Genomic DNA, 20,920 nt, shown 5'->3' with positions numbered 1-20,920 from the left:
TTTCTTTTCCTGCTCTCGGCATCGGTGGTCGCCGCGCTTTTCAGCTCCCGCCGCGAATATGACGAAGCTTCGGGTTTCGCCGGAAAAGACAAAATAGGGCTTGTTAAAATATACGGCATGATATCCGTGGTGCCGCCCGGCGGCGGCACGCTCTTCAGCCTCCGCGGCAGCGACAGATGGGTGGATCAGCTCTCATCGCTGCGAAAAGAAAAGGTGAAGGCTCTTGTCATAAGGATCAATTCCCCCGGCGGCACGATCGGAGCCTGTCAGGAGATCGTGGAAGAGATAATGAAATGCAGGGCGGCGGGCATACCCGTTATCGCCTCGCTCGGCGATGTCGCCGCCTCAGGCGGTTATTATGTCGCGTCCGTGTGTGATGCCATATATCTCAATCCGGGCACGATCACCGGATCCATAGGCGTGATAATGGGTTCTTCCAACTGGGAGGAGCTGCTGGAAAAAATAGGGATCAAGCCGGATGTCGTCAAAAGCGGCAAATACAAGGACATGGGTGCCTATTACAGGGAGATGACCCCAGAAGAGAGGGCGCTTCTTCAGGAAATGATAGATGACGCTTACGGGCAGTTCTTAAAAACGGTCTCGGTCGGGAGGAATATCCCTGTGGAAAAACTCAAAGGTCTTGCCCAGGGGCAGGTCTTTACCGGAGCCCAGGCCATAAAACACGGCCTCGCCGACAAGAGCGGAAATCTTAACGCCGCCATTGACGCCGCCAAGGAACGGGCGGGAATCAAAGGGCCTGTTAAAATAATCGAGGGAACCACAACCATGGAGAAGTTCTTCGGCATTGTGCCGGAGGTGCCGCAGGGCTCTCTGTTCACGCTCCCGGAATTTTTCAGGAAACTGATGTTATGACCGCGGGGAATTTTTATTCCATTATGTTTTCTCCGGGGATTTCATGGGATGAGGATAACTGCCGGGATTCGTTTTCCGCCTCGGCGCTTTTTTTTATAGCATGCCGCTTTTTTCAGTTCACGGCCTTCAGTTTCGCGAGCGCCGATTTTATCCTGTTTTTACCGGTTATTTTTTTTGAATGGATGGCGAGCGCCGCGATCCTTCATTTTTTCGCGCATTCTTTCGGCGGCAGGGGCTCAGTGACGGACTTTTTCAGGCTGCTGCCTTTCGCCGAGCTGCCTTTTCTTTTTCTGCCGGCCGCTAAAATACTGGCGTCTTCGATTTTATCGTCATTTACAGGGGCTTTTACCCTCATGGCCGTTATGATCTATGTCTGGAGTTTCGCGCTGAAGATCAAGGCGATGATGTTTAATTACCGGCTTTCTTCCGAGCGCGCTCTTGCCGCTTTTGCCGCGCCGGCGCTGATAGTTTTTATTCTCAGCGCGGCAGCGCTATTTTTGCGCGCCGCCGTTCTGCTGATATGATAAGGGTCTCAATAGCGGGAGTCACGGGTTTCACGGGAGAAGAGCTCCTTAAAATACTTTTGAGGCATCCCGAAGTTTCCGTAAAACATCTTATTTCCCGCACACCGGGGTTGAAAATATCCGATATACAGAAGACCTGCCGCTGTGATCTTGAAACCTCGAAACTGACAGCGGCCGTCATCGATGACAGTGACGCTGTTTTTCTCTGCCTGCCGCACACGGAAGCCGCGCCGACCGCTATGAGATTTTATGAAAAAGGGAAAACCGTCATAGACCTAAGCGCTGATTTCAGGCTGAAAAACGCCCTCGTTTACAGAAAAACCTATGACGCCGTTCATCCCTTTCCGGGCCTGCTTTCCAAAGCCGTTTACGGTTTGTGCGAATTCAACAGAGAAAAAATAAAAGGCGCCCGGCTGATCGCCAATCCGGGCTGCTATCCCACGGCTACCCTGCTGGGCGTGATCCCCGCTTTACGGGAAAGGCTCGCTGAGGAGAAAAACATAATAGTGGACGCTAAAAGCGGTATTTCGGGCGCGGGAAAAAAACTCGCTGAGGAATATCTCTATTACAACGCCAACGCCTCCTGCCGGGCATATAAAGTCGCCTGCCACCGCCATCAGAGCGAAATAGAAGAGGAGATACTTTTGCTCGCGGGGAAGGAAGCAGGGCTCACCTTTGTGCCGCACCTTATTCCGCAGGATAGGGGCATGATAGTCACGATTTATATGAGGATGAAAACGCCTCTTCGACCGGAAACCGTGGTTTCCGCGTATAAAAAATTTTATAAAGGCGAGAAATTCGTCACCGTTCTGCCCGCAGGGGAACAGCCCGCGACAAAGGATGTGACCGGCACGAACAACGCCCGTATAGGCATCGCCGTTGACGCGAAAGCGGGCATCCTTATTGTGACTTCCGTGATAGACAACCTGGTGAAAGGCGCTTCGGGGCAGGCCGTGCAGAACATGAATATAGCTTTCGGTTTCGATGAGGAGACGGTTTTATGAAAAAAACATATTTTCCGGACGGTTTCCCCGACGGTTTTCTTATAGGCGGCTGCGCCTGCGGTATGAAGAAAGAAGGGAAGGATCTGGGGGTGATCTTCTGTCCCGGCGGGTTCAAAGCCGCGGGGATCTTCACGAAAAACCGTTTTGCCGCCGCTCCTGTCATCATAAGCCGGAAACATCTATCCGACGGATACGCGCTGGTGGCTAATTCAAAATGCGCCAATGCCGCAACGGGCAAGAGGGGTTTCCGCGACGCTATGGAGATCTGCTCCTTCACAGCTCGGCGCTTCGGAGTAAAAGCGGATGAGGTGCTCGTGGCTTCCACCGGTGTTATAGGAGCTTTTCTTCCCGTGGCTAAAATAAAAAAGGGAATAATCTCATTGCAAAAATCCTTCCTGAAAAATGTTCCCGCGCCGAATGATTTCGCCGACAGCATCATGACGACCGACACCGTTAGGAAAATATCTTCCTCCGGGAATTTCTGGGCCTGTGCCAAGGGCTCCGGTATGATAAACCCGGACATGGCCACATTCCTGTGTTTCATTCTCACCGACGCGCGCATAACGCCCGGCATGAGAAAAATATTCCGGGAAGAGGCGGATGTTTTCAACAGGATGTCGGTGGACGGTGAAATGTCAACCAATGATTCCGTTTTTTTGATCTCGTCCATGAAAAAAACAATTTCCATAGCCGAATTCAGAAAAGGCCTTTCAGCCGTCTGTTCGGACATAGCCGCGAAGATAATAAGCGACGGCGAGGGCAGAAAGAAAGTCATAAAGGTGAGTGTCTCCGGGGCCAGGACTGAGCGCGATGCCCGGCGTCTGGCGGATTTTCTCTCTTCGTCCCCGCTTATCAAAACGGCGTTTAACGGCGAAAGCCTGAACTGGGGCAGGATACTTTCCCGCACGGGAGCCTCGGATGTGGCCATGAACACGGAAAAGCTCTCTGTTTATATATGCGGTCATCTTGTCTATCGCGGCGGGCCTGTGCGTTTTGACGATAAGAAATTGCGCTCTCTCCTGCGGGAGCAGGAGGTGTCCTTTCAAGTGGATCTTGCGAAGGGACATGGAGAATGTGTTTTCGCCACAACGGATTTCAGCGAGGAATATGTGAGAATCAATGCGGGGTACCTGTCATGAAAAAAATATCAAAAAAAACAAAGGACATCGCCGTGCCCGTCCTCACGCGGGGGGCTAAGTGCGATGTTATAAAAGTAGAGGACGCTCTTTCCGGAGAACAGTTTGACCGGATAGTGGATATCGTCAAATCCGGAGGGATCGCGATATTCCCGACGGATACGGTTTACGGTATAGGCGCGTCCATCAAATTCAGAGACAGCATTGAGAAGATATACCGCCTTAAAAAAAGGCCCAGGAAAAGAGAGATCGGGCTGCTCATATCCTCATGGAGAGAATCGTCTCATCTTGTGGGAAGGGTCAGCCAGAGGGTGCGGATGCTGATGAAAGAATACTGGCCGGGCCCGGTGACGCTCGTTCTTTCATCCCGGGCCGGCACGAAGGCCTTGCGTGTGCCGAACCACAAATTCGCGCTCAAACTCCTTTCGGCTGTCGGGCCCATGGCTGTCACCTCGGTCAATATTTCGGGAAAGAAACCAGCGGCTGATTTTGGCGATGTTGACATCAATCTTTTAAAAGGCGCGGATATAGCGGTAAAAGAAGAAAAGCCTCTCAGCGGTCTCCCGTCATCCATTCTGGATCTTACCGGCGGGGAGATAGAAGTCCTCAGAGACCGGGAATAATGCTCTCTCCCGTACTCTTTGTCTGCACGGGCAACACCTGCCGTTCTGTTATGGCTGAGGGTATTTTCAAAAAAAACGCTCCGGGTTTAAAGGCGTTTTCCGCGGGTATCGCGGCAAATCCGTCCTATCGCATTTTCGGGGTGCTTGAGGAAATTTTTGATGAAGAGGGTATACCTTGCAAAAATCATGTGTCAACTCAGGTGACAAAAGAAATACTGGATGACGCCGCTCTTGTGCTGTGCATGGAAGACCGGCATGCGGATTATATAAGAGAAAAATTTCCCTTTGCATCCGGCAAGGTTTTCCTCCTGTCGGAATACGCCGGAGAAAAAGGGGAAATACCCGACCCCATAGGTTCGGGCAAAGAGATTTACAGGAAAACTTTTGATATAATATCCGCTCTTGTGATAAAGATAATAGGGCAACCCGGAGGAAAGCGAAATGTTTGAACATCTGAAAAACAGCGATAAAGAAGTGTATGACATAATAGAAAGAGAGCACCGCCGTCAGGCGGACAATCTTGAGATGATAGCATCCGAGAATTTAGCGTCTTTCTCCGTACTGGAGGCGGCATCGTCTTTTTTCACCAACAAATACGCGGAGGGCTATCCCGGCAAAAGATATTACGGCGGCTGCCTTTACTGCGATGAGATAGAGCTGATGGCCATGAAAGATGCAAACGCGTTTTCGGCGCCGAGCACGCCAATGTACAGCCGCTTTCCGGCACGGCCGCGAACATGGCTGTTTACTTCGCCATTCTTGAACAGGGGGACAGCATCCTGAGCATGGATCTCGCTCACGGCGGGCACCTTTCGCACGGTCATCCGCTATCATTTTCAGGACGGTTCTACAATATCATACCCGCCAAAAACAACTTGGAAACAGGGCTTATAGATTATGAGAGAATGGAACAACTCGCGTTGGAAAACAAGCCGAAACTGATAATCTGCGGAGCCTCGGCCTATCCGAGGATCATAGATTTTAAAAGGTACAGGGAAATAGCCGATAAGGCGGGGGCATATCTTATGGTGGACATAGCTCACATCGCCGGGCTCGTGGCCGCCGGCGAGCATCCGTCTCCGTTCCCTTTTTGCGATTTTGTCACCACGACCACGCACAAAACCTTCAGAGGCCCAAGGGGCGGGGTGATAATGTCGAAAAAAGAGCACGCCGACAGTATTGACCGCCATGTTTTTCCGGGAATACAGGGAGGCCCTCACATGCACACAATAGCCGCCAAGGCCGCGGCTTTCGGCGAGGCCTTAAAGCCGGAATTCCGTATTTATCAGCGGCAGATTGTGAAAAACAGCAAGGCGCTGGCGGAAGGCCTTCTGAGAAACGGTTTTACGCTGGTCACCGGAGGAACGGACAATCACATGGTGCTCGTTGATTTAAGGAACAGGAATATGACGGGTAAAAGCGCGCAGAACATTCTGGAAGACGCGGGAATAATAGCCAACAAGAACTCAATTCCCGGCGATCCGGAAAAACCCTTTGTGACATCCGGCATCAGACTCGGAACACCCGCCGTTACAACACGCGGCATGAAGGAAGCGGAAATGACCCGCATAGCCGAATTTATAAACCGGGCGGTGGAAGCGGGTGAAAACAAAAAAGCTATCGAGGCCATCAGAGATGAAGTGAAAGCCATGACGGCGGATTTCCCGATATATAAAAGCGAATGATATATCTGGCGGCTTTTTTTATACCGATGCTCTTTCTCCTTATTTTTGAGCCGTCTTTTATTAATTTCGCGGAGAAAAAACGAGTTTACGACAAACCCTCGAGCAGAAAGATACACACCCGCCTGGTTCCTTTGTGGGGAGGGCTGGGTATATGGATCAGCGTCTGGGCGGGCCTGGCGCTGCTTTATTTCATTTCGGATGAAGTGAAACTCCTGCTTGCCGCGAATTTTTCGGCGGTCAACGGGGTCTTCCTCGGGAGCCTCATAATACTCATAACCGGCATGGCTGATGACCGCCAGGCGGTCAGTCCGACGGTAAAACTTCTCGCTCAGACAATAGCGGTTATGATGGTGCTGATGTACGGGGTGGAGATCACCGGTTTCAAGATACCGTTCATGAATTATGTGATGTTCCCGAGGATTGTTTCAATCATAATCACGGCCATCTGGATGCTCGCTTTCACCAATGTGATAAATCTTATAGACGGCGTGGACGGCCTCGCCTGCGGCATTTCGGCGATCGCGGCTTTTACCTTTTCAATTGTGATCATTATTGAGGCGGCTTTCGGCCTTCTTCCAGGCGGCAGTTTTTTTGCGCTGCTTTCTCTTCTCCTTTCCGGCGCCTGCCTGGGTTTCCTGTATTTTAATTTTCCGCCGGCCGGAGTTTTTCTCGGCGATTCGGGAAGCCTTCTCCTCGGTTTTTTTCTGGGCATAATAGCCATTCAGGGGATGCTCAAGCTCACCGCCGCCATAGCGCTGGTCATACCGATCATGGTTGTGGCTCTGCCTATTTTTGATGTTGTCTCCGCGATAATAAGGCGCTCCCGCGCGAATGTACCCATAATGAGGGCGGACTCGGAGCACATCCACCACAAACTCCTGAAGGGGGGCTGGTCCTCAAGGGAAGTGTCGCTGCTCATGTATAATCTGACGCTGATCCTTTCCATCGTCGCTATAATGGCCACAATTTTTTCGATCAAAAGGTAAATGAGAAAAAAAATAATCCTGACTTTCGGTACGAGGCCGGAAGCGATAAAGATGGCCCCAGTGTACCTGGCGCTAAAAAAAGACAGCGCCTTTTCGGTGAAACTGGCCCTGACAGGGCAGCACAGCGATATGCTGGATGAGGCGCTTGATATATTCGGCATGAAGCCGGAGTACAACCTTAATATAATGACCGCCGCGCAGAGTCTTGCCGATATCACATCCTCGGTGGTCAAACGCCTGGACGCTGTTTATAAAAAAGAAAAGCCGGACATGGTGCTCGTTCACGGTGACACATCAACGACATTTGCCTCGGCGCTGGCGGCTTTTTACAACGGTATTCCCTCAGCGCATGTGGAAGCCGGCCTGAGAACGGGTAATAAGAATGAGCCCTTTCCCGAGGAGTTGAACAGGGTGCTAACCGACAGTATTTCGGATATACTGTTTCCGCCCACGAAAGGAGCTCTGCTCAACATCAAAAGAGAGGGGCTGCGCCCGGCGCTTGTTTCGGTGACGGGAAACACCATAGTTGACGCGGCGGGCATGATATCCAGGGATGAGATGGCCGTGACAGATTCGGTCCGGCGTCTGGCGGAAAAGCCGTTTGTGCTTTTTACAATGCACAGGAGAGAGTCGTGGGGAAAACCCATGGAGGGTGTTTTTGATTTTTTGAAAAAGTATTTTACATCCGCGAGGGGAGTGAGTGTCGTTTATCCGGTGCACCCCAATCCGGCCGTTAAAAACACGGCCGAAAAAATCCTGGGGCTTTCCGATAATATTGTTTTAACCGCGCCGCTTAATTACCGCGACCTTATTTATCTTTTGAAAAACTGCCTTTTCGCGGTGACGGATTCGGGAGGCATACAGGAAGAGGCTCTTGTTTTCGGCAAGAAAGTCGTGCTTTTGAGAGAACGCACGGAGCGGCCGGAGGGTGTCACAGCGGGCTTTGTTAAAGTCGCGGGGACGTCGAGCTCAAAAATCCGCTCGTGCATCAGCGGACTGCTGAAAGACAGTGCCGCCAAAAAAACTTTCAGGAATCCTTACGGCGACGGCAGGGCTTCCGAGCGTATAGTCGGTGCGATAAGAAAATATTTCGGCCTTCGCGTTTTATCAAAAATCAAAGATTTTGAATAAATGGGATATTCAATGTTGTCTGCTATTTAAAATAGTGGGATAGTTTCGATTATAACCGAAACTATTTGACAAAAGCTTCGATTATACTATAATATCCGAAAGGGAGATTATGGAAGAAATTTATTACGCCTTTAATCCATGGTGGAGCGGAAAGGAATTTGAAAGCGGAATTCCGCGGGAATTGTATACGCGGAATTTCGCGCAAGTGTTAAAGAGAAAGCAGATTGAGATAATTGTAGGCTCCCGGCGGGTGGGAAAAACAACGATTATCAAGCAGATGATAAAAAAAACGCTGAAAAGTAAATATCCCGCCAAACAAATTTTATATCTTGCTCTTGATCATCCCCAATTGTCCAACGAGCCGATTTCCGGCCATTTAAGGAATTTCAGAAAACTTTTTATGCATGACCGCAGGAAAAAATTGGTTCTTTTTTTAGACGAAGTGCAGGAAAGTCCTAATTGGGCGCAGGAGCTGAAATCTGTTTATGATATGGAAAATGTGAAAATCTTCTGCACGGGCTCCACTGCGGCATTGATAAAAATGCAGGGCGGCAAACTCACTGGACGGCAGATTGTCACCGTGGTTTATCCCTTGAATTTTAGGGAATTCGTTGATTTTAAAGGCGTTGAAATAGGTATGGACGAGGGATATAAATACGAGAAAATTCTTGATGAATATCTTGCTGTGGGGGGCTATCCTGAAAATGTCCTTAAACGCTCAAATGAATATCTTCTGAATCTTCTTGAGGATATAATAGCCAGAGATTTGACGCGATTATACGGGATACGAAAACCGGCCGCGCTAAAGGATATGTTTCTGATTCTTGCCTCGCAGATCGGTTCCCGGACGAGTTTCAACAAACTGTCCAACGTGCTGGGGATCAGCGTGGACACGGCCAAAGAATATGCCGGTTATTTTGAGGCGGCCTTTTTGATAAAGCCGATGGAAAAATGGTCAATGTCCCATAATGACAGAATATATGCCCAGAAAAAAATCTATTTTCTGGATACGGGTTTTAAGACGCTGTTGACGGGGAGGGGAGATATCGGCGCAAAAGCGGAAAATGCCGTTTTTGCGCATTTATTGAGAAAAAAAGAAATGTGCGGCTATTTCGCCGAGGGCGAGCGTGAGGTCGATTTTATTACAGGGAGCGTTAAATCGCCGTTGCCTATTGAGGTGAAGTATGATTCTGATTTTGATTTAGACGGCAGGAAATTTGACGGTATGAGATTGTTTTTGAAAAGATATCCGAAGACGAAGAAAATCATTATTGTATCCAGGGATAAAGAAGCGGAAGAAAGGCGCGGCCAAACGGTTATAAAAATTATTCCCTTATGGAAATATCTGCTGATATAAACCCGCAACCAATGGGGACGGTTCCTATTGCCCCTAAATATACAAAAATTGTAGCATAAAAGAAGGCGTGTGTTTTTTTAGGAGGTGAAAAATTATGAAAATTATTAAATTTAAAAAAGGTTTTGCAATGACGCTGGCGGCGATCATGTTTTTTCCTTTGTCCCTGCGCGCGCAGGATGTGCGGGAACTGATGAGAGAAAAAAAATGGACTGCCGCAAGGGCGCGGGCCGAGGAACTCCTTAAAGAGAATCCCTCGGACGCGGGTCTTCTGATAAGCGCGGGGATATGCGCTGTCAATCAGAGAAATTATGCCGCGGCGATAGAACATCTTTCGCGCGCCTCGGAAATAAGCCCGGAAAAATTCCTCCCGGCATATCTGCTGGGAGTGATATACGAGGAAACGGGTAATCTGTATAAAGCCCGCGCGTATTTTGAGAAAGCTCTTAAAAACGCAAAAGAGAAAAAAAACAAGGACCGCGCCGAGAAACATCTGGATAATGTTTCCGAGGCCATCGGGGAGGGAAGATGAAACTCAATTCATGGGGGATCCCGGCGGCGCTTTCTTTTTCCCTGATCTGCGGCTGTTATCCGCGGGCCAACTGGAAAAAAGATTTTGATTATAAAAGCCTGCGCAATATAGCCGTTGCCCGTCTTGACAGCCCGGAAGATAACGCCTCATCCGGCGCAGCCGTGAGGGATATGATATCAAGGTATCTCATCGAGAGCGGCGTAAAGGTCGTGGATTCCAAGGTCTTTGATAAGATGATGCAGAACGCCGCCCCGAAGAGCGATATACTCTTCGCTCAGATCGGCAATCTCGCCGGAGCCGACGCTATTATAGACGGTAGCGTCCTGCGCTGGCAGGAAGAGAAGGAAGAGCGGGTTTATTACACCGGGCCCGACGGAAAAATCTCTTATGAGACGGCTTTTTACAACGCCAAAGTGGATATCACCCTCCGGCTGATAGATGTGAAAACGGGAGAGGTCGTGTGGGCGAACAGTGACTCCTACGAATCTTTTGACATAAGGCACACGATGGAAAGCGCGGTTTACACGACGATGCGGCCGCTGAAAAAACTGCTGCTCGATTAACATTGTTGTTCCGCAGGCATAAATGAAGAAGATATTAAAAATGAAAAGGGCGCTTGTCACCGGCGGCAACAGAGGAATAGGCCGGGCAATAGCTTTGAGTCTCGCAAAAAATGGCGCGGCCGTTTGTATCACCGGCAGAAATAAAAAAACTTTGACCTCATGCCTGAAAGAGCTTAAACGATACAATAAGGATTGTATGGCCTTACCCTGCGATGTCAGGATCGAAAAAGAACAGAAAAAAGTGTTCGGCCGGATAATGGATAAATATAAAAAGCTGGATATCTGTATACCGAATGCCGGGGAGGCGACTCTCGCTTCCGCCACCCAGACCTCGCTGGAGCAGTGGAATCATGACATAGGCATCAACCTCACGGGCGTTTTTATCACCGCGAAGGAAGCCATGAAGATAATGATGAAGCAGAAATCCGGCAATATCATAGGCATAGTTTCCAAGTCCGGAAAGGGGGCCGCTTATTTAAGGGCGGCTTACGGCGCGTCGAAATGGGGAGCCCTCGGCTTTCTGAAGAGTCTGGCTATTGAGGGCAGAAACAATAATGTAAAAGTGTCGGCGATATGCCCCGGCTGCGTAGCGACCGATTTTCAAAAAGGGAATCCCTCCGGGATGGAATGGATGATGTCGGCTGATGCTGTGGCGCAGGCCGTTCAGTATATTCTGTCCTTGGAGGACAAAGCATACGTGGATGAACTGGTGCTGTCGACTTGGGAACGGCCTGCTGATAAGCGCGGATAGAGCAGCTGTTGCATATTAGGGCTTTTTTTTATATTTTAGCAGGGGAGATGATTCGGACGGCCGCCCGCTCAGGCGGGAGGAAAGTCCGGACTTCACAGAGCACGGCAACCCGTTGTTAAAGCGGGGGGCTCCGCAAACCTTTTGGCGAGCGGAGTACGGAAAGTGGCACAGAAACCAGGTACGGGCCCGCGTAATGCGGGTGCCGTAGTGAAAAGGCTAAACCCTGCCGGAAGCAAGGCCAAGCAGTCCCGTTGTTTTTCTTCGCGGAAAAACGCAAGCTGCTCGTTTGGAATACGGGACGGGTAGGCCGCATAGATGAATGGCCGTTAGAACAGAATCCGGCTTATGGAATCATCTCCCCGAGAAAAGGAGGAAAAATGGGAAGGGATATGGTAAATCTGATTTTCATCAGCGTTATCCTTTTTTTGTCTTTGTGGGAAACGGCGGGAATATATTTGGCCCGGACAAGGGGCTTGACGCGCAATGTTTCAAGGCTGCTCACGCATTCGCTCATCCTCACCTTTTCGGTTGTGGCCCTGATCCAGATCCTTTTCTGGGAAGACGCCCTGAACTCTCTTTTCAGGCAGACCGTCGCGGCTCCGGTGGCGGCCGTTCTCTTTTTCATGTTTGTCCTGGCATTCGCCGAGTCTTTCTCGGCCGCGAAAGCGAGATTGACAGGCCTGACAAAGAATATTTCAAGAACACTCACTCATGGAGTCATATGCGTTCTGGTTGGCGCTCTCTTTTTCAGAATCATCTGATTTGTCCCCACAGCTCTGTTTTTACATCTTGCGCGGGTTCTGAAATTATGTTAGCATTTCGCAGTTTTTAAGGAGGTTCAGAATGAACATTTATGTTGGTAATTTGGCATGGGGTATGGCGGACGAAGATTTGAAGAGCGCTTTTGAAGAGTTCGGCGAAGTCACTTCCGCGGTGGTCATTAAAGACAAATTCACGGGACGCTCAAGAGGTTTCGGATTTGTTGAGATGACTTCAGAAGAAGCGGGCGACAAGGCTATTGCCGCTCTTAACGGAAAAGATCTGAAGGGAAGAGAGGTTAAAGTAAACAAAGCAAAACCTCGCGAAGAGAGATAAATTTTCGCGCGACACATATTTCGTAACACAAGGTTTACACCGTTTGTTTGAAATGCCGCGGAGAGGAATAGTATCTTCTCCGCGGTTGTGTCATTTATAGATACTTTTTACTCAGTTTGTTTTGTCAGACGATGTCTTTTTTTGAAATTTTTCCGGTTGCCGTTCTCGGAAAGTCTTCCACAAAAATTATGTGGTGCGGCACCTTATAATTGGCCAGGCGCTTGCGGCAGAAAGCTATGATTTCGGATGAACTTATTTCATTTTGTTTTTTTATGTAGGCAACAGCCACCATTGTGTCTTCTTTTAACTTCTGTCCTTTAACGGCGGCTTCTTCTATCTGGGGCAAATTGCGCAGAACATTTTCTATTTCGCGGGGATAAACATTGAGGCCTCGGCAGACAAACATGTCTGTTTTTCTGTCCATTATTTTTATGTAATCGTCTTCATCTTTAAAGCCGAGATCTCCGGTGTACAGCCATCCTCCACGCAGGGCGTTTTTTGTGGCCTCGGGGTACTCAAAATAACCTTTCATCACATTATCGCCTTTGATTATGAGTTCCCCTATTTCATTTACGGGCATTTCTTTGCCTTCGGAATTGACAATTTTTATCTCTATTCCCGGCAGAGCTTTTCCTATATAGCCGGGTTTTCTCAATTCCGGCGGATTAAATGTCACAACCGGAGCCGCTTCTGTGAGGCCATAGCCTTCAAGAATACTTTTGTGGAATTTTTTTTCAAAAGAGGCAAGGACATTTACGGGAAGAGCGTCGGCGCCGCTGACAAAATAATTTACCGACCATAGGGCTATTCTCCCGATGAGAGACGGCACTTTTACAAAAAGGGAATAGACCTGCGGTATGCTGACGAAAAGGGTGATTCTTCTTTTGAAAATCAGTTTCAGAAATTTCGGGCCTTTAAGTATTCGCGGAAGAAGCACGACGCTCCCCCCATGAAGCACGGGTAGCAGAAGGCAAACGGTCAGAGCGAAAGAATGAAACAAGGGAAGGAAGCAGATTGCCCTGTCTTTGTGGTTTACGGCCACAACCCCCCGGCAGCTTTCAACATCGCTCAGAAAATTTCTGTGGGTGAGAATAGCGCCTTTCGGGTGGCCCGTTGTGCCCGATGTATAGAGAATCGCGGCTGTGTCTTCCGATGAAATCTCTTCGCCGTCTTCCGCTGTGTCGGGGAGAGTCAGATTGTCCCACGAAATAATTCCCTTTATGTTGTTGGCTTCTTCTGTTATTCTTGTGAAGTGCTCTTTGAAAGAGTCATCGCTTATGAGGATGAGAGCCCTGGAGTCGTTGAGAATGTATATCAGCTCATCGGTGGTGTAGAAAAAATTGAGAGGTACCATGGCGGCGCCGATTTTCCAGCAGGCGAAAAAAGAATAAATCAGTTCGGGTTTGTTTCTCAGGAGCACCGTCACGTTGTCGCCTTTCTTTATGCCTTTGGCCTTAAGAAGTTTGGCAAAACGGTCTATTTTATCAAGGACTTCCGAAAAATTGAAGCTGTCGTCTTCGTAAAAGACAGCCGTTTTCTTAGGGAATTTTTCCACCGCTTTTTTCAGCGCTGTGTATAAATTCATAGACATACGGCAATATAATAGCTTTTTCCGGATCATTTGTTAATGGTATAAGCGGAACCCTGCCTACCGGTTGCACATTGCTTTTACGCGGTTTTGTCGGCGGAAAAAGAAACTGCTATAATCGTTTTATGAAATGTTTAACAGCGGGCCACAGGGGCGCGAAAGCTTTAGCCCCCGAAAACACTCTTAAAGCTTTCCGTATAGGTTTTGAGAAGGCCGATGCCGTAGAATGCGACGTGAGGTTGACGAAAGACGGTTTTCTCGCCGTGATACATGACGGTTATTTGGCGAGAACAGCGAGCCGTCCGGGGAAAGTTAAGGATTTTACGATGGCAGAGCTGGCCGCTTTTGACGCGGGTGATGGGGAGAAAATACCCGCCCTTGAGGATGTTATAAAACTTGCCGCGGCTTTTTCTAAAACATTGATTATAGAGATAAAAACAGACAGAGGAGATTCGTCTGAAGCTCCTGCCCTGGCTCTTCAAAAAACATTTTCCTCTTTTGAGAATCTTCCCGGAATAATGGTCTGCTCGTTCAATCACAAAACGCTGAAAAATGTCAGGAAGATCATGCCGGAAATAAAGATAATAGCCACAATGAAAAAAGGTATGAGCGAAGCCGAGATAGAAAAGGCCCTTGACGATTTGTCGCCGGAGGGCGTGAGCGTTGAGCTCCGGGGCTTGACTCCGGCGCTCGCCGCGAAAATAAAAGCCGGGGGTATGTTTCTGCAGGCCTGGGTTGTGAATGAGGACAAGGATTTCAGAACAATGGAGGCGATGGGCGTTGACTGGGTGTACACGGATTTTCCGGGGAAGTTCGGCAGATGAGAAATAAACTGACGGAAGGCTCCATCCTAAAAGCCATTTTCATGTTGTCGTGGCCCGTGGTGGCGGCCAACATGCTCCAGACGGTTTACAATCTCACGGACGCTTTTTGGGTGGGTCGGCTGGGTGAGGCGGCCGTGGCCGCGGTTTCATTTGCTTTTCCTATTCTTTTTCTCCTCATCTCCATAGGTGCGGGCCTGTCAATAGCCGGTACGGTGCTGGTCGCTCAGTATAAGGGCGCCGGGGATGATGAGATGGCGGGTTACATCTCGGCACAGACACTGATGATGATAACAGGGGTATGTCTTTTCATATCCGCGGCCGGATATATTTTTACGCCCTTCCTGATATCTCTCACGGGCGCGGAAGCCGAGGTGGTGCCGGGCGCTGTTTCTTATCTTCGGGTTTCATTCGTGGGGCTGATATTTCTGTTCGCTTTTTTTGTTTTCCAGTCGCTCCTTCGCGGCGCGGGCGAGGTGAAGCTTCCCATGTACATCGTTCTTGTGACGGTGATACTTAATTTTGCCGCGGATCCGATATTCATAATGGGCTGGGGGCCCGTTCCGGCATGGGGTGTGGCGGGGGCTGCGGTGTCGACGATATTAACGCAGGCCTTGGCGGCTATCGCGGCTTTGGCGATGCTGCTGAGCGGAAAATACGGCATAAAGATGAAAGCCGGTTATTTCAGGCCGGAACAGGCTCTTATGAAAAAAATATTCCTGCTCGGCCTGCCGTCTTCTCTCGAGCATTCCGTCAGAGCTTTCAGTTTTACGCTCATGGTGTTTCTCGTCGGGGCCTTCGGCACCGCCGCTGTAGCCTCTTACGGTATCGTCACGAGGCTCATAAGTTTTATAATCATGGCCGCCGTGGGCGTGGCCATGGCTACGACAACGCTTGTCGGGCATAACATCGGCGCGGGAAATAACCGGAGGGCGAAGAAAATAGCCCTGACGGCATCGCTTTTCACCTTTGCCGTTATGACCATTGCGGGAGTTGTCTTCTGGTTTTATTCCGCTCCGCTGACGGCCTTTTTTATTTCAGGCAGCCCGGGTGTTGTTAAAGAGGGCTCGGATTTCATAAGAATAGTTTCGCTCACTTTCGGCTTTGCCGGCCTTCAGATAGTGCTGGGCGGAGCCTTCCGCGGTTCCGGCGACACTTTCGCGGCGATGCTCCTGACGATGCTCACATTCATAGTCCTGCGTTTTTTCAGCGCCTACGGGCTCTCATTTTTCTGGGCGCAGAAAGGCATCTGGTGGTCGTTTCCGATAAGCAACATCGCCGGCGGCCTGGCCGCCGCGGCGTTTTTTGTCTGGGGCGGCTGGATGAAAAAAAACCTTACGGATGATTTTATTCTCAAGCGCGAAGAACTTGAAGAAGCTCTGCCTCAGGAATAAAGAATATTAAGGACGTCCCCTTTTTCCATGGTTTCCGGTTGAACTTGTTTAGACGCGGGATATTAATTATAATACGCGAATATGTGTTTGCGCTTGTAATATAAGGGGGAGTCATGGGGTTAAAAATTTTGCTCGACGGACAACTGGTGGAAAAAGAAAACGCTAAAATATCCGTCTTCGATCACGGCCTTCTTTACGGCGACGGTATTTTTGAGGGAATAAGGGCGTATTCGGGCAGGGTGTTCCGTCTGAAAGAACACATAGACAGGCTCTACGATTCCGCCAAAGTCATAATGCTGGAAATCCCGGTGGATAAAGAGAAAATGGCAGCGGATATAAAAACAGTACTCCGCGCTAATTCTCTCACTGACGGCTATATAAGGGTCGTTGTCACGCGGGGCGTTGGCGACCTTGGCCTCGATCCGCGGAAATGCCCGAAGGCCTCTTATTTCATAATAGCCGACAACATATCACTTTATTCTGACGAGCTTTACAAAAACGGCCTTGAAATAGCCACGGTGTCCACGAGGCGCAATATTCCCGAATCTCTGAACCCCCGTGTCAAATCGCTGAATTATCTGAACAACATAATGGCGAAAATAGAAGGCACGCAGAGGGGCGTGGCCGAGGCTCTGATGCTGAATTCCCAGGGTTATGTCGCGGAATGTACGGGAGACAATATTTTCATAATCAAAGACGGTGTCATCACCACGCCGCCGGCCTCGGCCGGGGCTTTGCTGGGCGTCACACAGGAGGCGGTTATAGAGCTCGCGCGGAAAAGAAAGATAGAGGTAAGGAAAGAATTGTTCACCAGATACTGCGTGTTCACAGCCGACGAGTGCTTCCTCACAGGCACGGCCGCCGAGATAATACCGGTTGTGGCCCTTGACGGAAGAAAGATAGGCGACGGCAAACCCGGCGGGATCACGACGGGCCTTATCGCGGACTTCAGGAAGCTGGCCAACAGCACGGGCGAGGTAATATAACCCGGATTATCCGCGAATGAGAACATTTCCTGTCATCATTTTATGATCTGCGATATCTGTAAAGTCAATCCGGCCTCGGTTCATTTCACCTCTTTCCACGGAGGCGCTGTGACGAAGATGCACATCTGCCACAGTTGCGCCGTGAACATGGGGGTGTTTGACGTGAATATGCAGGAGAAGTCCTTTGACATCCTCGGCAAATTCCTTTCGGCGCTGGCTCTTCCCGGGACTGTGTCCGACCGGAAATGCCGCGCCTGCGGAAAAACACTCTCGGAATTCCGCGAAGACGGCAAGCTCGGCTGTCCGGAGTGCTGGGAGACTTTCCGCGAAAACCTGGAACCGCTCCTCAAAAAAATACACGGCCACGCTCTGCACAAGCAAAGCGCCGAAAAAACAAAAGATACCCGCGTGAGCGCTCTTCAGAAAAAACTTCAGGAAGCGATCGGCCGGGAGGACTATGAAGAGGCCGCGAAGATCAGGGACAGGATCAAGGCGCTGAGGTGCAAAAAATGATCTTTTCGGATCTCGCCTCAAAAAGCATACGCTGGCAGAGCTCGGAGCCGGGAAGTCATTTTGTGTCCACGAGAGTCCGGTTCGCCCGGAATCTGAAGGATCATTATTTCCCCAACAGGGCCGGCGCCTCCGAGCAACTCAAGGTACGCAAAGAAGTTTTTAAAGGGGTCAGCGGCATTCCCGGGTGGAAAGACGCCGCCCGGCTCGAACTGGAAGAGCTGGATATAGTCGACAGAAAATTTCTCATAGAACGGCATCTGGCCAGTTATGACCTTGTTTTTACGGATCGCGTGGCGGGGCTGGTAATGGGAGATGATGCCGCGATAATGGTGAATGAAGAAGACCATTTGAGGATACAGGTTCTCAGCCCCGGCCTTTCTCTTGAGAAGACTTTTGAGGAGGCCTCGGCCATTGAAAAGAAGATCCGCGCCGCTTTTGATTTCGCCCGTAACGATGATTTCGGTTTTTTAACCGCCTGTCCGACAAACGCGGGTACAGGTTTGAGGATATCCTTTCTGGCGCATCTGCCGGCGCTCGTGCTGAGCGGTTACATAGGGGAAGTGATAGATTCGCTGGCCAGGGTGGGTGTGGCATCCCGCGGCGTTTACGGCGAGGCGACCAAGCCGCTCGGGGGATTTTTCCAGATATCCAATCAGGTGACGCTGGGCGTTTCCGAAAAGGATATAATTGAGAAACTCACGGCGATCTCCAAACAGATAGAAGACGCGTCGGATAAGGCGAAGGATGAGCTGATCAGCAAAAGAAAAACGGAGCTGGAAGACAGGATATACAGGAGCTACGGAATTATCCAGTATGCCAGAAGGATATCTTACGAGGAACTCATAAGCAGGATATCCGACATAAGACTGGGTTTGAGCATGGGGCTGGCTCTGCCGATCGGCGGTGACAGATTGAACGATATGCTCTTCCTCTCCCAGCCCGCTCACATAGAAGAGAGGAACGGCGCGCCCATAAACGCGGATGAAAGAGATGAGAAGAGGGCTGATTTTTTAAGGGAGATAATGGGGTGAAAACGCTGCAGGATATTATAAAAACTTTATCTGATTACTGGGGGGATAAGGGCTGCGTCGTGGCCCAGCCATACGATGTTGAGAAGGGCGCCGGCACATTCAATCCCATGACCTTTCTGAAGCTCTTTGATAAGGGGCCGTGGAGAACGGCCTATGTCGAGCCCGCCCGACGGCCGCAGGACGGAAGATATGGGGACAATCCCTTCAGGTTATACAAACATTTGCAGTTTCAGGTGATACTGAAACCCGCTCCCGCCGATTCGAGGCTTCTTTATCTCAAGAGCCTGTCCAGGATAGGCATAGATGTTAAAAAACATGATATCCGTTTTCTTGAAGATAACTGGGAGTCGCCGTCTCTGGGCGCATGGGGCAGGGGCTGGGAAGTCCGCTGTGACGGCCTTGAGATAACGCAGTTCACATATTTCCAGCAGGCCGGAGGCATAGAGCTTGAGGATGTGCCGGTTGAGCTGACATACGGCCTTGAGAGGATAGCGATGTTCCTTCAGAAGAAAAAAAGCGTTTATGATATTGATTGGTCGGAAACGGTAAAATACGGGACGCTAAGGAAGGAAGAGGAGAGGCAGTTCAGTGTTTATTATTTTGAGAAGGCCTCGGTTGAGGGCTTAAGAAAAGTCTGCGATTTTTATCTCGGGGAGCTGGAGATGCTGCTTGAAAACAAATTGCCTTTGCCGGCGTACGACTGCCTGCTCAACTTCTCGCACATATTCAATGTCATCGACGCCCGCGGCGGCATAGATCACACAACGAGGGCGGACATGATAAAACAAATGAGGGGATACGCGAACAGGATCGCGCTGATGTATAAAGAAATGAGGGAGCAGTCATGAAAAGCGCCGATTTCCTCGTGGAACTCTGGGTGGAGGACATGCCTGTCGCCGTACAGCTTGAGGCCGAATTCAAACTGAAAGAGGCGGTGGAGAATCTGTTCGAGCGGGAGAAAATATCGGGGAAATTCAAAAAAGCATTTTCCACCCCCCGCAGGCTTGCCGTGTTATTTGAAAATGTGTCGCGTGATATAGAGGAGCAGAAGACCGCCATAAAAGGCCCGCCGGACAAGATCTCTTTTGATAGCGAGGGAAAGCCGTCTAAAGTGCTTGAAGGTTTCCTGAGTAAGTATTCCGCCGATTGCGCTGATATAAGGGTCAGGGAAACGGACAAGGGAAACTATGTTTTTCTGGAAAAAACCGTTCCTCCGAGATCCAGCGAACAGGTCATAAGAGAAAATATAGCGCTTGCTCTTGAAGGGATTAAATTTTCAAAAACCATGAGATGGGGCGCTCATTCTTTCCCGCGGCCGGTGAGAAATATTCTGGTGATGTTCGGTAAAAAAGCTTTGAAGCTGGACTGCTTCGGTATCCCCGGCTCTAAAACCAGCAGGGCTTTCATGGGAGAGAATATCAAAATAGAATCGCCCGCTCTGTATGAGAAAAATCTTAAATCTTCAAGGATTCTCGCTGACAGGAAAACGCGGCGTGATTTTTTTGAGGAACAGCTTAAAGATGCCCTGAAAGCGCCTCTCTATTCAAATCCATCGGCTGAATTAACGGAGGAAACGGCGGGTATCTGCGAATATCCCCGGGTTCTGACCGGAAGTTTTGACGAGAAGTTCCTTGAACTGCCGCATGAATTCCTGAAGGTGACGCTTGAATTCCACCAGAAATGTTTCGCCGTTTATGACAAAAAAGGCATGGTCAACCAGTTCATATTCGTTGTTGACGGGGTTTCGGATAATGCCCGCGAGGTGAGGGACAACTACGAGCGATGCGTCACCGCGCGCTTTGAAGACACAAAATTCTTTTGGGAGAACGACAGAAAGAAAAAACTCGTTGAATATTATGATGATCTTAAGCATGTCAATTACATGGGTAAATTCTCCACGCTTTACGAGAAAGCGGAAAGAATAATACGGGACTCGGGGGAACTGGCGAAAATTTACTGTCCGAATGAGACCGGGGAAGTGAGAAAAACAGCTAAACTTCTTTACTGCGATATTGTCACCCAAACGGTGGGGGAATTCCCCGGATTGCACGGTATGGCGGGGCAGTATCTGTTATGGGGCGAAGCCGAAGACCCCGTCAGGGCGCGTGAGGAGTCTTCCTCATTGAGAGACGCTGTGACGCTCGAAGGATTGAATAATGTTTCCGCTGTCTGCGGACTGGCCGAAAGGCTCAACACGCTGAAATCATTTTTTTTCGCAGGTATGATTCCCTCAACATCCAAAGACCCCTACGGTTTAAGGCGAGCCGCTGACGGGGCGGTGAGCATGCTCGCGGAAACGGAAGGCGCTGATTTTAAACTGCCGGAAATAT

General features: G+C 49.7%; 22 protein-coding genes, 1 other RNA gene and 1 pseudogene. 23 read left to right on the top strand and 1 reads right to left on the bottom strand.

Annotation, left to right across the window (positions count from 1 at the left end):
• The 16 genes and pseudogenes from sppA to FP827_05030 all read left to right on the top strand — a co-directional run.
• Positions 1-873: signal peptide peptidase SppA (gene sppA / locus FP827_05105; GenBank protein MBA3052451.1), on the top strand; the 873-nt coding region annotated here is incomplete at its 5' end.
• The gene (locus FP827_05100) at positions 870-1,397 is read left to right on the top strand and encodes a hypothetical protein (GenBank protein MBA3052450.1); all 528 of its coding nucleotides are present in this window, start codon (positions 870-872) and stop codon (positions 1,395-1,397) included. The genes sppA and FP827_05100, both read left to right, overlap by 4 nt.
• On the top strand, positions 1,394-2,401 hold the full coding sequence (locus FP827_05095) for an N-acetyl-gamma-glutamyl-phosphate reductase (protein ID MBA3052449.1): 1,008 nt from the start codon (positions 1,394-1,396) through the stop codon (positions 2,399-2,401). Before FP827_05100 ends, FP827_05095 begins: the two co-directional genes overlap by 4 nt.
• Positions 2,398-3,540 (top strand): bifunctional glutamate N-acetyltransferase/amino-acid acetyltransferase ArgJ, encoded by a 1,143-nt coding sequence (gene argJ / locus FP827_05090; GenBank protein ID MBA3052448.1) that lies wholly within the window; start codon positions 2,398-2,400, stop codon positions 3,538-3,540. Before FP827_05095 ends, argJ begins: the two co-directional genes overlap by 4 nt.
• Positions 3,474-4,160: a threonylcarbamoyl-AMP synthase gene (locus FP827_05085; protein ID MBA3052447.1), complete on the top strand. Its 687-nt coding sequence runs from the start codon at positions 3,474-3,476 to the stop codon at positions 4,158-4,160. The genes argJ and FP827_05085 overlap by 67 nt, the downstream gene beginning before the upstream one ends.
• Positions 4,160-4,609: a low molecular weight protein arginine phosphatase gene (locus tag FP827_05080; protein MBA3052446.1), complete on the top strand. Its 450-nt coding sequence runs from the start codon at positions 4,160-4,162 to the stop codon at positions 4,607-4,609. The genes FP827_05085 and FP827_05080 overlap by 1 nt, the downstream gene beginning before the upstream one ends.
• Positions 4,602-5,845: pseudogene (locus FP827_05075) on the top strand (serine hydroxymethyltransferase). The gene FP827_05080 and the pseudogene FP827_05075 overlap by 8 nt, the downstream one beginning before the upstream one ends.
• Positions 5,842-6,831, top strand: coding sequence for an undecaprenyl/decaprenyl-phosphate alpha-N-acetylglucosaminyl 1-phosphate transferase (locus FP827_05070; protein ID MBA3052445.1), 990 nt, complete (start codon positions 5,842-5,844; stop codon positions 6,829-6,831). Before FP827_05075 ends, FP827_05070 begins: the two are co-directional and overlap by 4 nt.
• Positions 6,832-7,962, top strand: a complete 1,131-nt coding sequence (locus tag FP827_05065) for a UDP-N-acetylglucosamine 2-epimerase (non-hydrolyzing) (protein ID MBA3052444.1) — start codon at positions 6,832-6,834, stop codon at positions 7,960-7,962.
• Positions 7,963-8,071: 109 nt separating this feature from the next.
• The gene (locus FP827_05060) at positions 8,072-9,319 is read left to right on the top strand and encodes an ATP-binding protein (GenBank protein MBA3052443.1); all 1,248 of its coding nucleotides are present in this window, start codon (positions 8,072-8,074) and stop codon (positions 9,317-9,319) included.
• A gap of 94 nt (positions 9,320-9,413) precedes the next feature.
• Positions 9,414-9,848, top strand: coding sequence for a tetratricopeptide repeat protein (locus FP827_05055; protein MBA3052442.1), 435 nt, complete (start codon positions 9,414-9,416; stop codon positions 9,846-9,848).
• Complete coding sequence (locus FP827_05050; GenBank protein ID MBA3052441.1) at positions 9,845-10,411, top strand: hypothetical protein; 567 nt, start codon at positions 9,845-9,847, stop codon at positions 10,409-10,411. Before FP827_05055 ends, FP827_05050 begins: the two co-directional genes overlap by 4 nt.
• 22 nt (positions 10,412-10,433) lie before the next feature.
• Complete coding sequence (locus FP827_05045; protein MBA3052440.1) at positions 10,434-11,162, top strand: SDR family oxidoreductase; 729 nt, start codon at positions 10,434-10,436, stop codon at positions 11,160-11,162.
• A 44-nt stretch (positions 11,163-11,206) separates the two neighbouring features.
• Positions 11,207-11,524: RNase P RNA component class A (gene rnpB, locus FP827_05040), an RNA gene on the top strand.
• 15 nt (positions 11,525-11,539) lie between these two features.
• A complete protein-coding gene (locus tag FP827_05035) occupies positions 11,540-11,923 on the top strand; it encodes a hypothetical protein (protein ID MBA3052439.1) in 384 nt (127 codons plus the stop codon).
• Between the two features lie 82 nt (positions 11,924-12,005).
• Positions 12,006-12,257 carry an RNA-binding protein gene (locus FP827_05030; GenBank protein ID MBA3052438.1) on the top strand — a complete coding sequence of 84 codons (252 nt, stop codon included), beginning with the start codon at positions 12,006-12,008 and terminating at the stop codon, positions 12,255-12,257.
• A 124-nt stretch (positions 12,258-12,381) separates the two neighbouring features.
• Here the strand turns inward: FP827_05030 and FP827_05025 are convergent, their stop codons facing one another.
• Entirely contained in the window at positions 12,382-13,878 is a 1,497-nt protein-coding gene (locus tag FP827_05025) for a long-chain fatty acid--CoA ligase (protein ID MBA3052437.1), read from the bottom strand.
• Positions 13,879-13,970: 92 nt separating this feature from the next.
• Here FP827_05025 and FP827_05020 point away from each other — a divergent pair, with 92 nt between their 5' ends.
• The 7 genes from FP827_05020 to glyS form a co-directional block, all read left to right on the top strand.
• Positions 13,971-14,669 carry a hypothetical protein gene (locus tag FP827_05020; protein MBA3052436.1) on the top strand — a complete coding sequence of 233 codons (699 nt, stop codon included), beginning with the start codon at positions 13,971-13,973 and terminating at the stop codon, positions 14,667-14,669.
• Positions 14,666-16,060 carry an MATE family efflux transporter gene (locus FP827_05015; protein MBA3052435.1) on the top strand — a complete coding sequence of 465 codons (1,395 nt, stop codon included), beginning with the start codon at positions 14,666-14,668 and terminating at the stop codon, positions 16,058-16,060. The genes FP827_05020 and FP827_05015 overlap by 4 nt, the downstream gene beginning before the upstream one ends.
• 113 nt (positions 16,061-16,173) lie before the next feature.
• Positions 16,174-17,046 carry a branched-chain-amino-acid transaminase gene (gene ilvE / locus FP827_05010; protein MBA3052434.1) on the top strand — a complete coding sequence of 291 codons (873 nt, stop codon included), beginning with the start codon at positions 16,174-16,176 and terminating at the stop codon, positions 17,044-17,046.
• Between the two features lie 42 nt (positions 17,047-17,088).
• Positions 17,089-17,559 (top strand): hypothetical protein, encoded by a 471-nt coding sequence (locus tag FP827_05005; GenBank protein MBA3052433.1) that lies wholly within the window; start codon positions 17,089-17,091, stop codon positions 17,557-17,559.
• The gene (locus FP827_05000) at positions 17,556-18,590 is read left to right on the top strand and encodes an ATP--guanido phosphotransferase (protein ID MBA3052432.1); all 1,035 of its coding nucleotides are present in this window, start codon (positions 17,556-17,558) and stop codon (positions 18,588-18,590) included. The genes FP827_05005 and FP827_05000 overlap by 4 nt, the downstream gene beginning before the upstream one ends.
• Positions 18,587-19,438, top strand: coding sequence for a glycine--tRNA ligase subunit alpha (locus FP827_04995; protein MBA3052431.1), 852 nt, complete (start codon positions 18,587-18,589; stop codon positions 19,436-19,438). The genes FP827_05000 and FP827_04995 overlap by 4 nt, the downstream gene beginning before the upstream one ends.
• A partial coding sequence (gene glyS / locus FP827_04990; GenBank protein MBA3052430.1) for a glycine--tRNA ligase subunit beta occupies positions 19,435-20,920 on the top strand: 1,486 nt, incomplete at its 3' end. The genes FP827_04995 and glyS, both read left to right, overlap by 4 nt.

It is taken from the genome of Candidatus Omnitrophota bacterium, from assembly GCA_013791745.1.
In the GTDB taxonomy this organism is placed as follows: Bacteria; CG03; CG03; order CG03; family CG03; genus CG03.
The sequence above is the reverse complement of the archived record's forward strand: the minus strand, read 5'-3'. Positions and strand labels throughout refer to the sequence as shown.

Excerpts from the sequence above, each read along its gene's own strand:
- FP827_05100 (MBA3052450.1), top strand. The coding sequence starts at position 870 with ATGACCGCGGGGAATTTTTATTCCATTATGTTTTCTCCGGGGATTTCA.
- FP827_05095 (MBA3052449.1), top strand. The coding sequence starts at position 1,394 with ATGATAAGGGTCTCAATAGCGGGAGTCACGGGTTTCACGGGAGAAGAG.
- argJ (MBA3052448.1), top strand. The coding sequence starts at position 2,398 with ATGAAAAAAACATATTTTCCGGACGGTTTCCCCGACGGTTTTCTTATA.
- FP827_05085 (MBA3052447.1), top strand. The coding sequence starts at position 3,474 with ATGTGTTTTCGCCACAACGGATTTCAGCGAGGAATATGTGAGAATCAA.
- FP827_05080 (MBA3052446.1), top strand. The coding sequence starts at position 4,160 with ATGCTCTCTCCCGTACTCTTTGTCTGCACGGGCAACACCTGCCGTTCT.
- FP827_05070 (MBA3052445.1), top strand. The coding sequence starts at position 5,842 with ATGATATATCTGGCGGCTTTTTTTATACCGATGCTCTTTCTCCTTATT.
- FP827_05065 (MBA3052444.1), top strand. The coding sequence starts at position 6,832 with ATGAGAAAAAAAATAATCCTGACTTTCGGTACGAGGCCGGAAGCGATA.
- FP827_05060 (MBA3052443.1), top strand. The coding sequence starts at position 8,072 with ATGGAAGAAATTTATTACGCCTTTAATCCATGGTGGAGCGGAAAGGAA.
- FP827_05055 (MBA3052442.1), top strand. The coding sequence starts at position 9,414 with ATGAAAATTATTAAATTTAAAAAAGGTTTTGCAATGACGCTGGCGGCG.
- FP827_05050 (MBA3052441.1), top strand. The coding sequence starts at position 9,845 with ATGAAACTCAATTCATGGGGGATCCCGGCGGCGCTTTCTTTTTCCCTG.
- FP827_05045 (MBA3052440.1), top strand. The coding sequence starts at position 10,434 with ATGAAGAAGATATTAAAAATGAAAAGGGCGCTTGTCACCGGCGGCAAC.
- FP827_05035 (MBA3052439.1), top strand. The coding sequence starts at position 11,540 with ATGGGAAGGGATATGGTAAATCTGATTTTCATCAGCGTTATCCTTTTT.
- FP827_05030 (MBA3052438.1), top strand. The coding sequence starts at position 12,006 with ATGAACATTTATGTTGGTAATTTGGCATGGGGTATGGCGGACGAAGAT.
- FP827_05025 (MBA3052437.1), bottom strand. The coding sequence starts at position 13,878 with ATGATCCGGAAAAAGCTATTATATTGCCGTATGTCTATGAATTTATAC.
- FP827_05020 (MBA3052436.1), top strand. The coding sequence starts at position 13,971 with ATGAAATGTTTAACAGCGGGCCACAGGGGCGCGAAAGCTTTAGCCCCC.
- FP827_05015 (MBA3052435.1), top strand. The coding sequence starts at position 14,666 with ATGAGAAATAAACTGACGGAAGGCTCCATCCTAAAAGCCATTTTCATG.
- ilvE (MBA3052434.1), top strand. The coding sequence starts at position 16,174 with ATGGGGTTAAAAATTTTGCTCGACGGACAACTGGTGGAAAAAGAAAAC.
- FP827_05005 (MBA3052433.1), top strand. The coding sequence starts at position 17,089 with ATGATCTGCGATATCTGTAAAGTCAATCCGGCCTCGGTTCATTTCACC.
- FP827_05000 (MBA3052432.1), top strand. The coding sequence starts at position 17,556 with ATGATCTTTTCGGATCTCGCCTCAAAAAGCATACGCTGGCAGAGCTCG.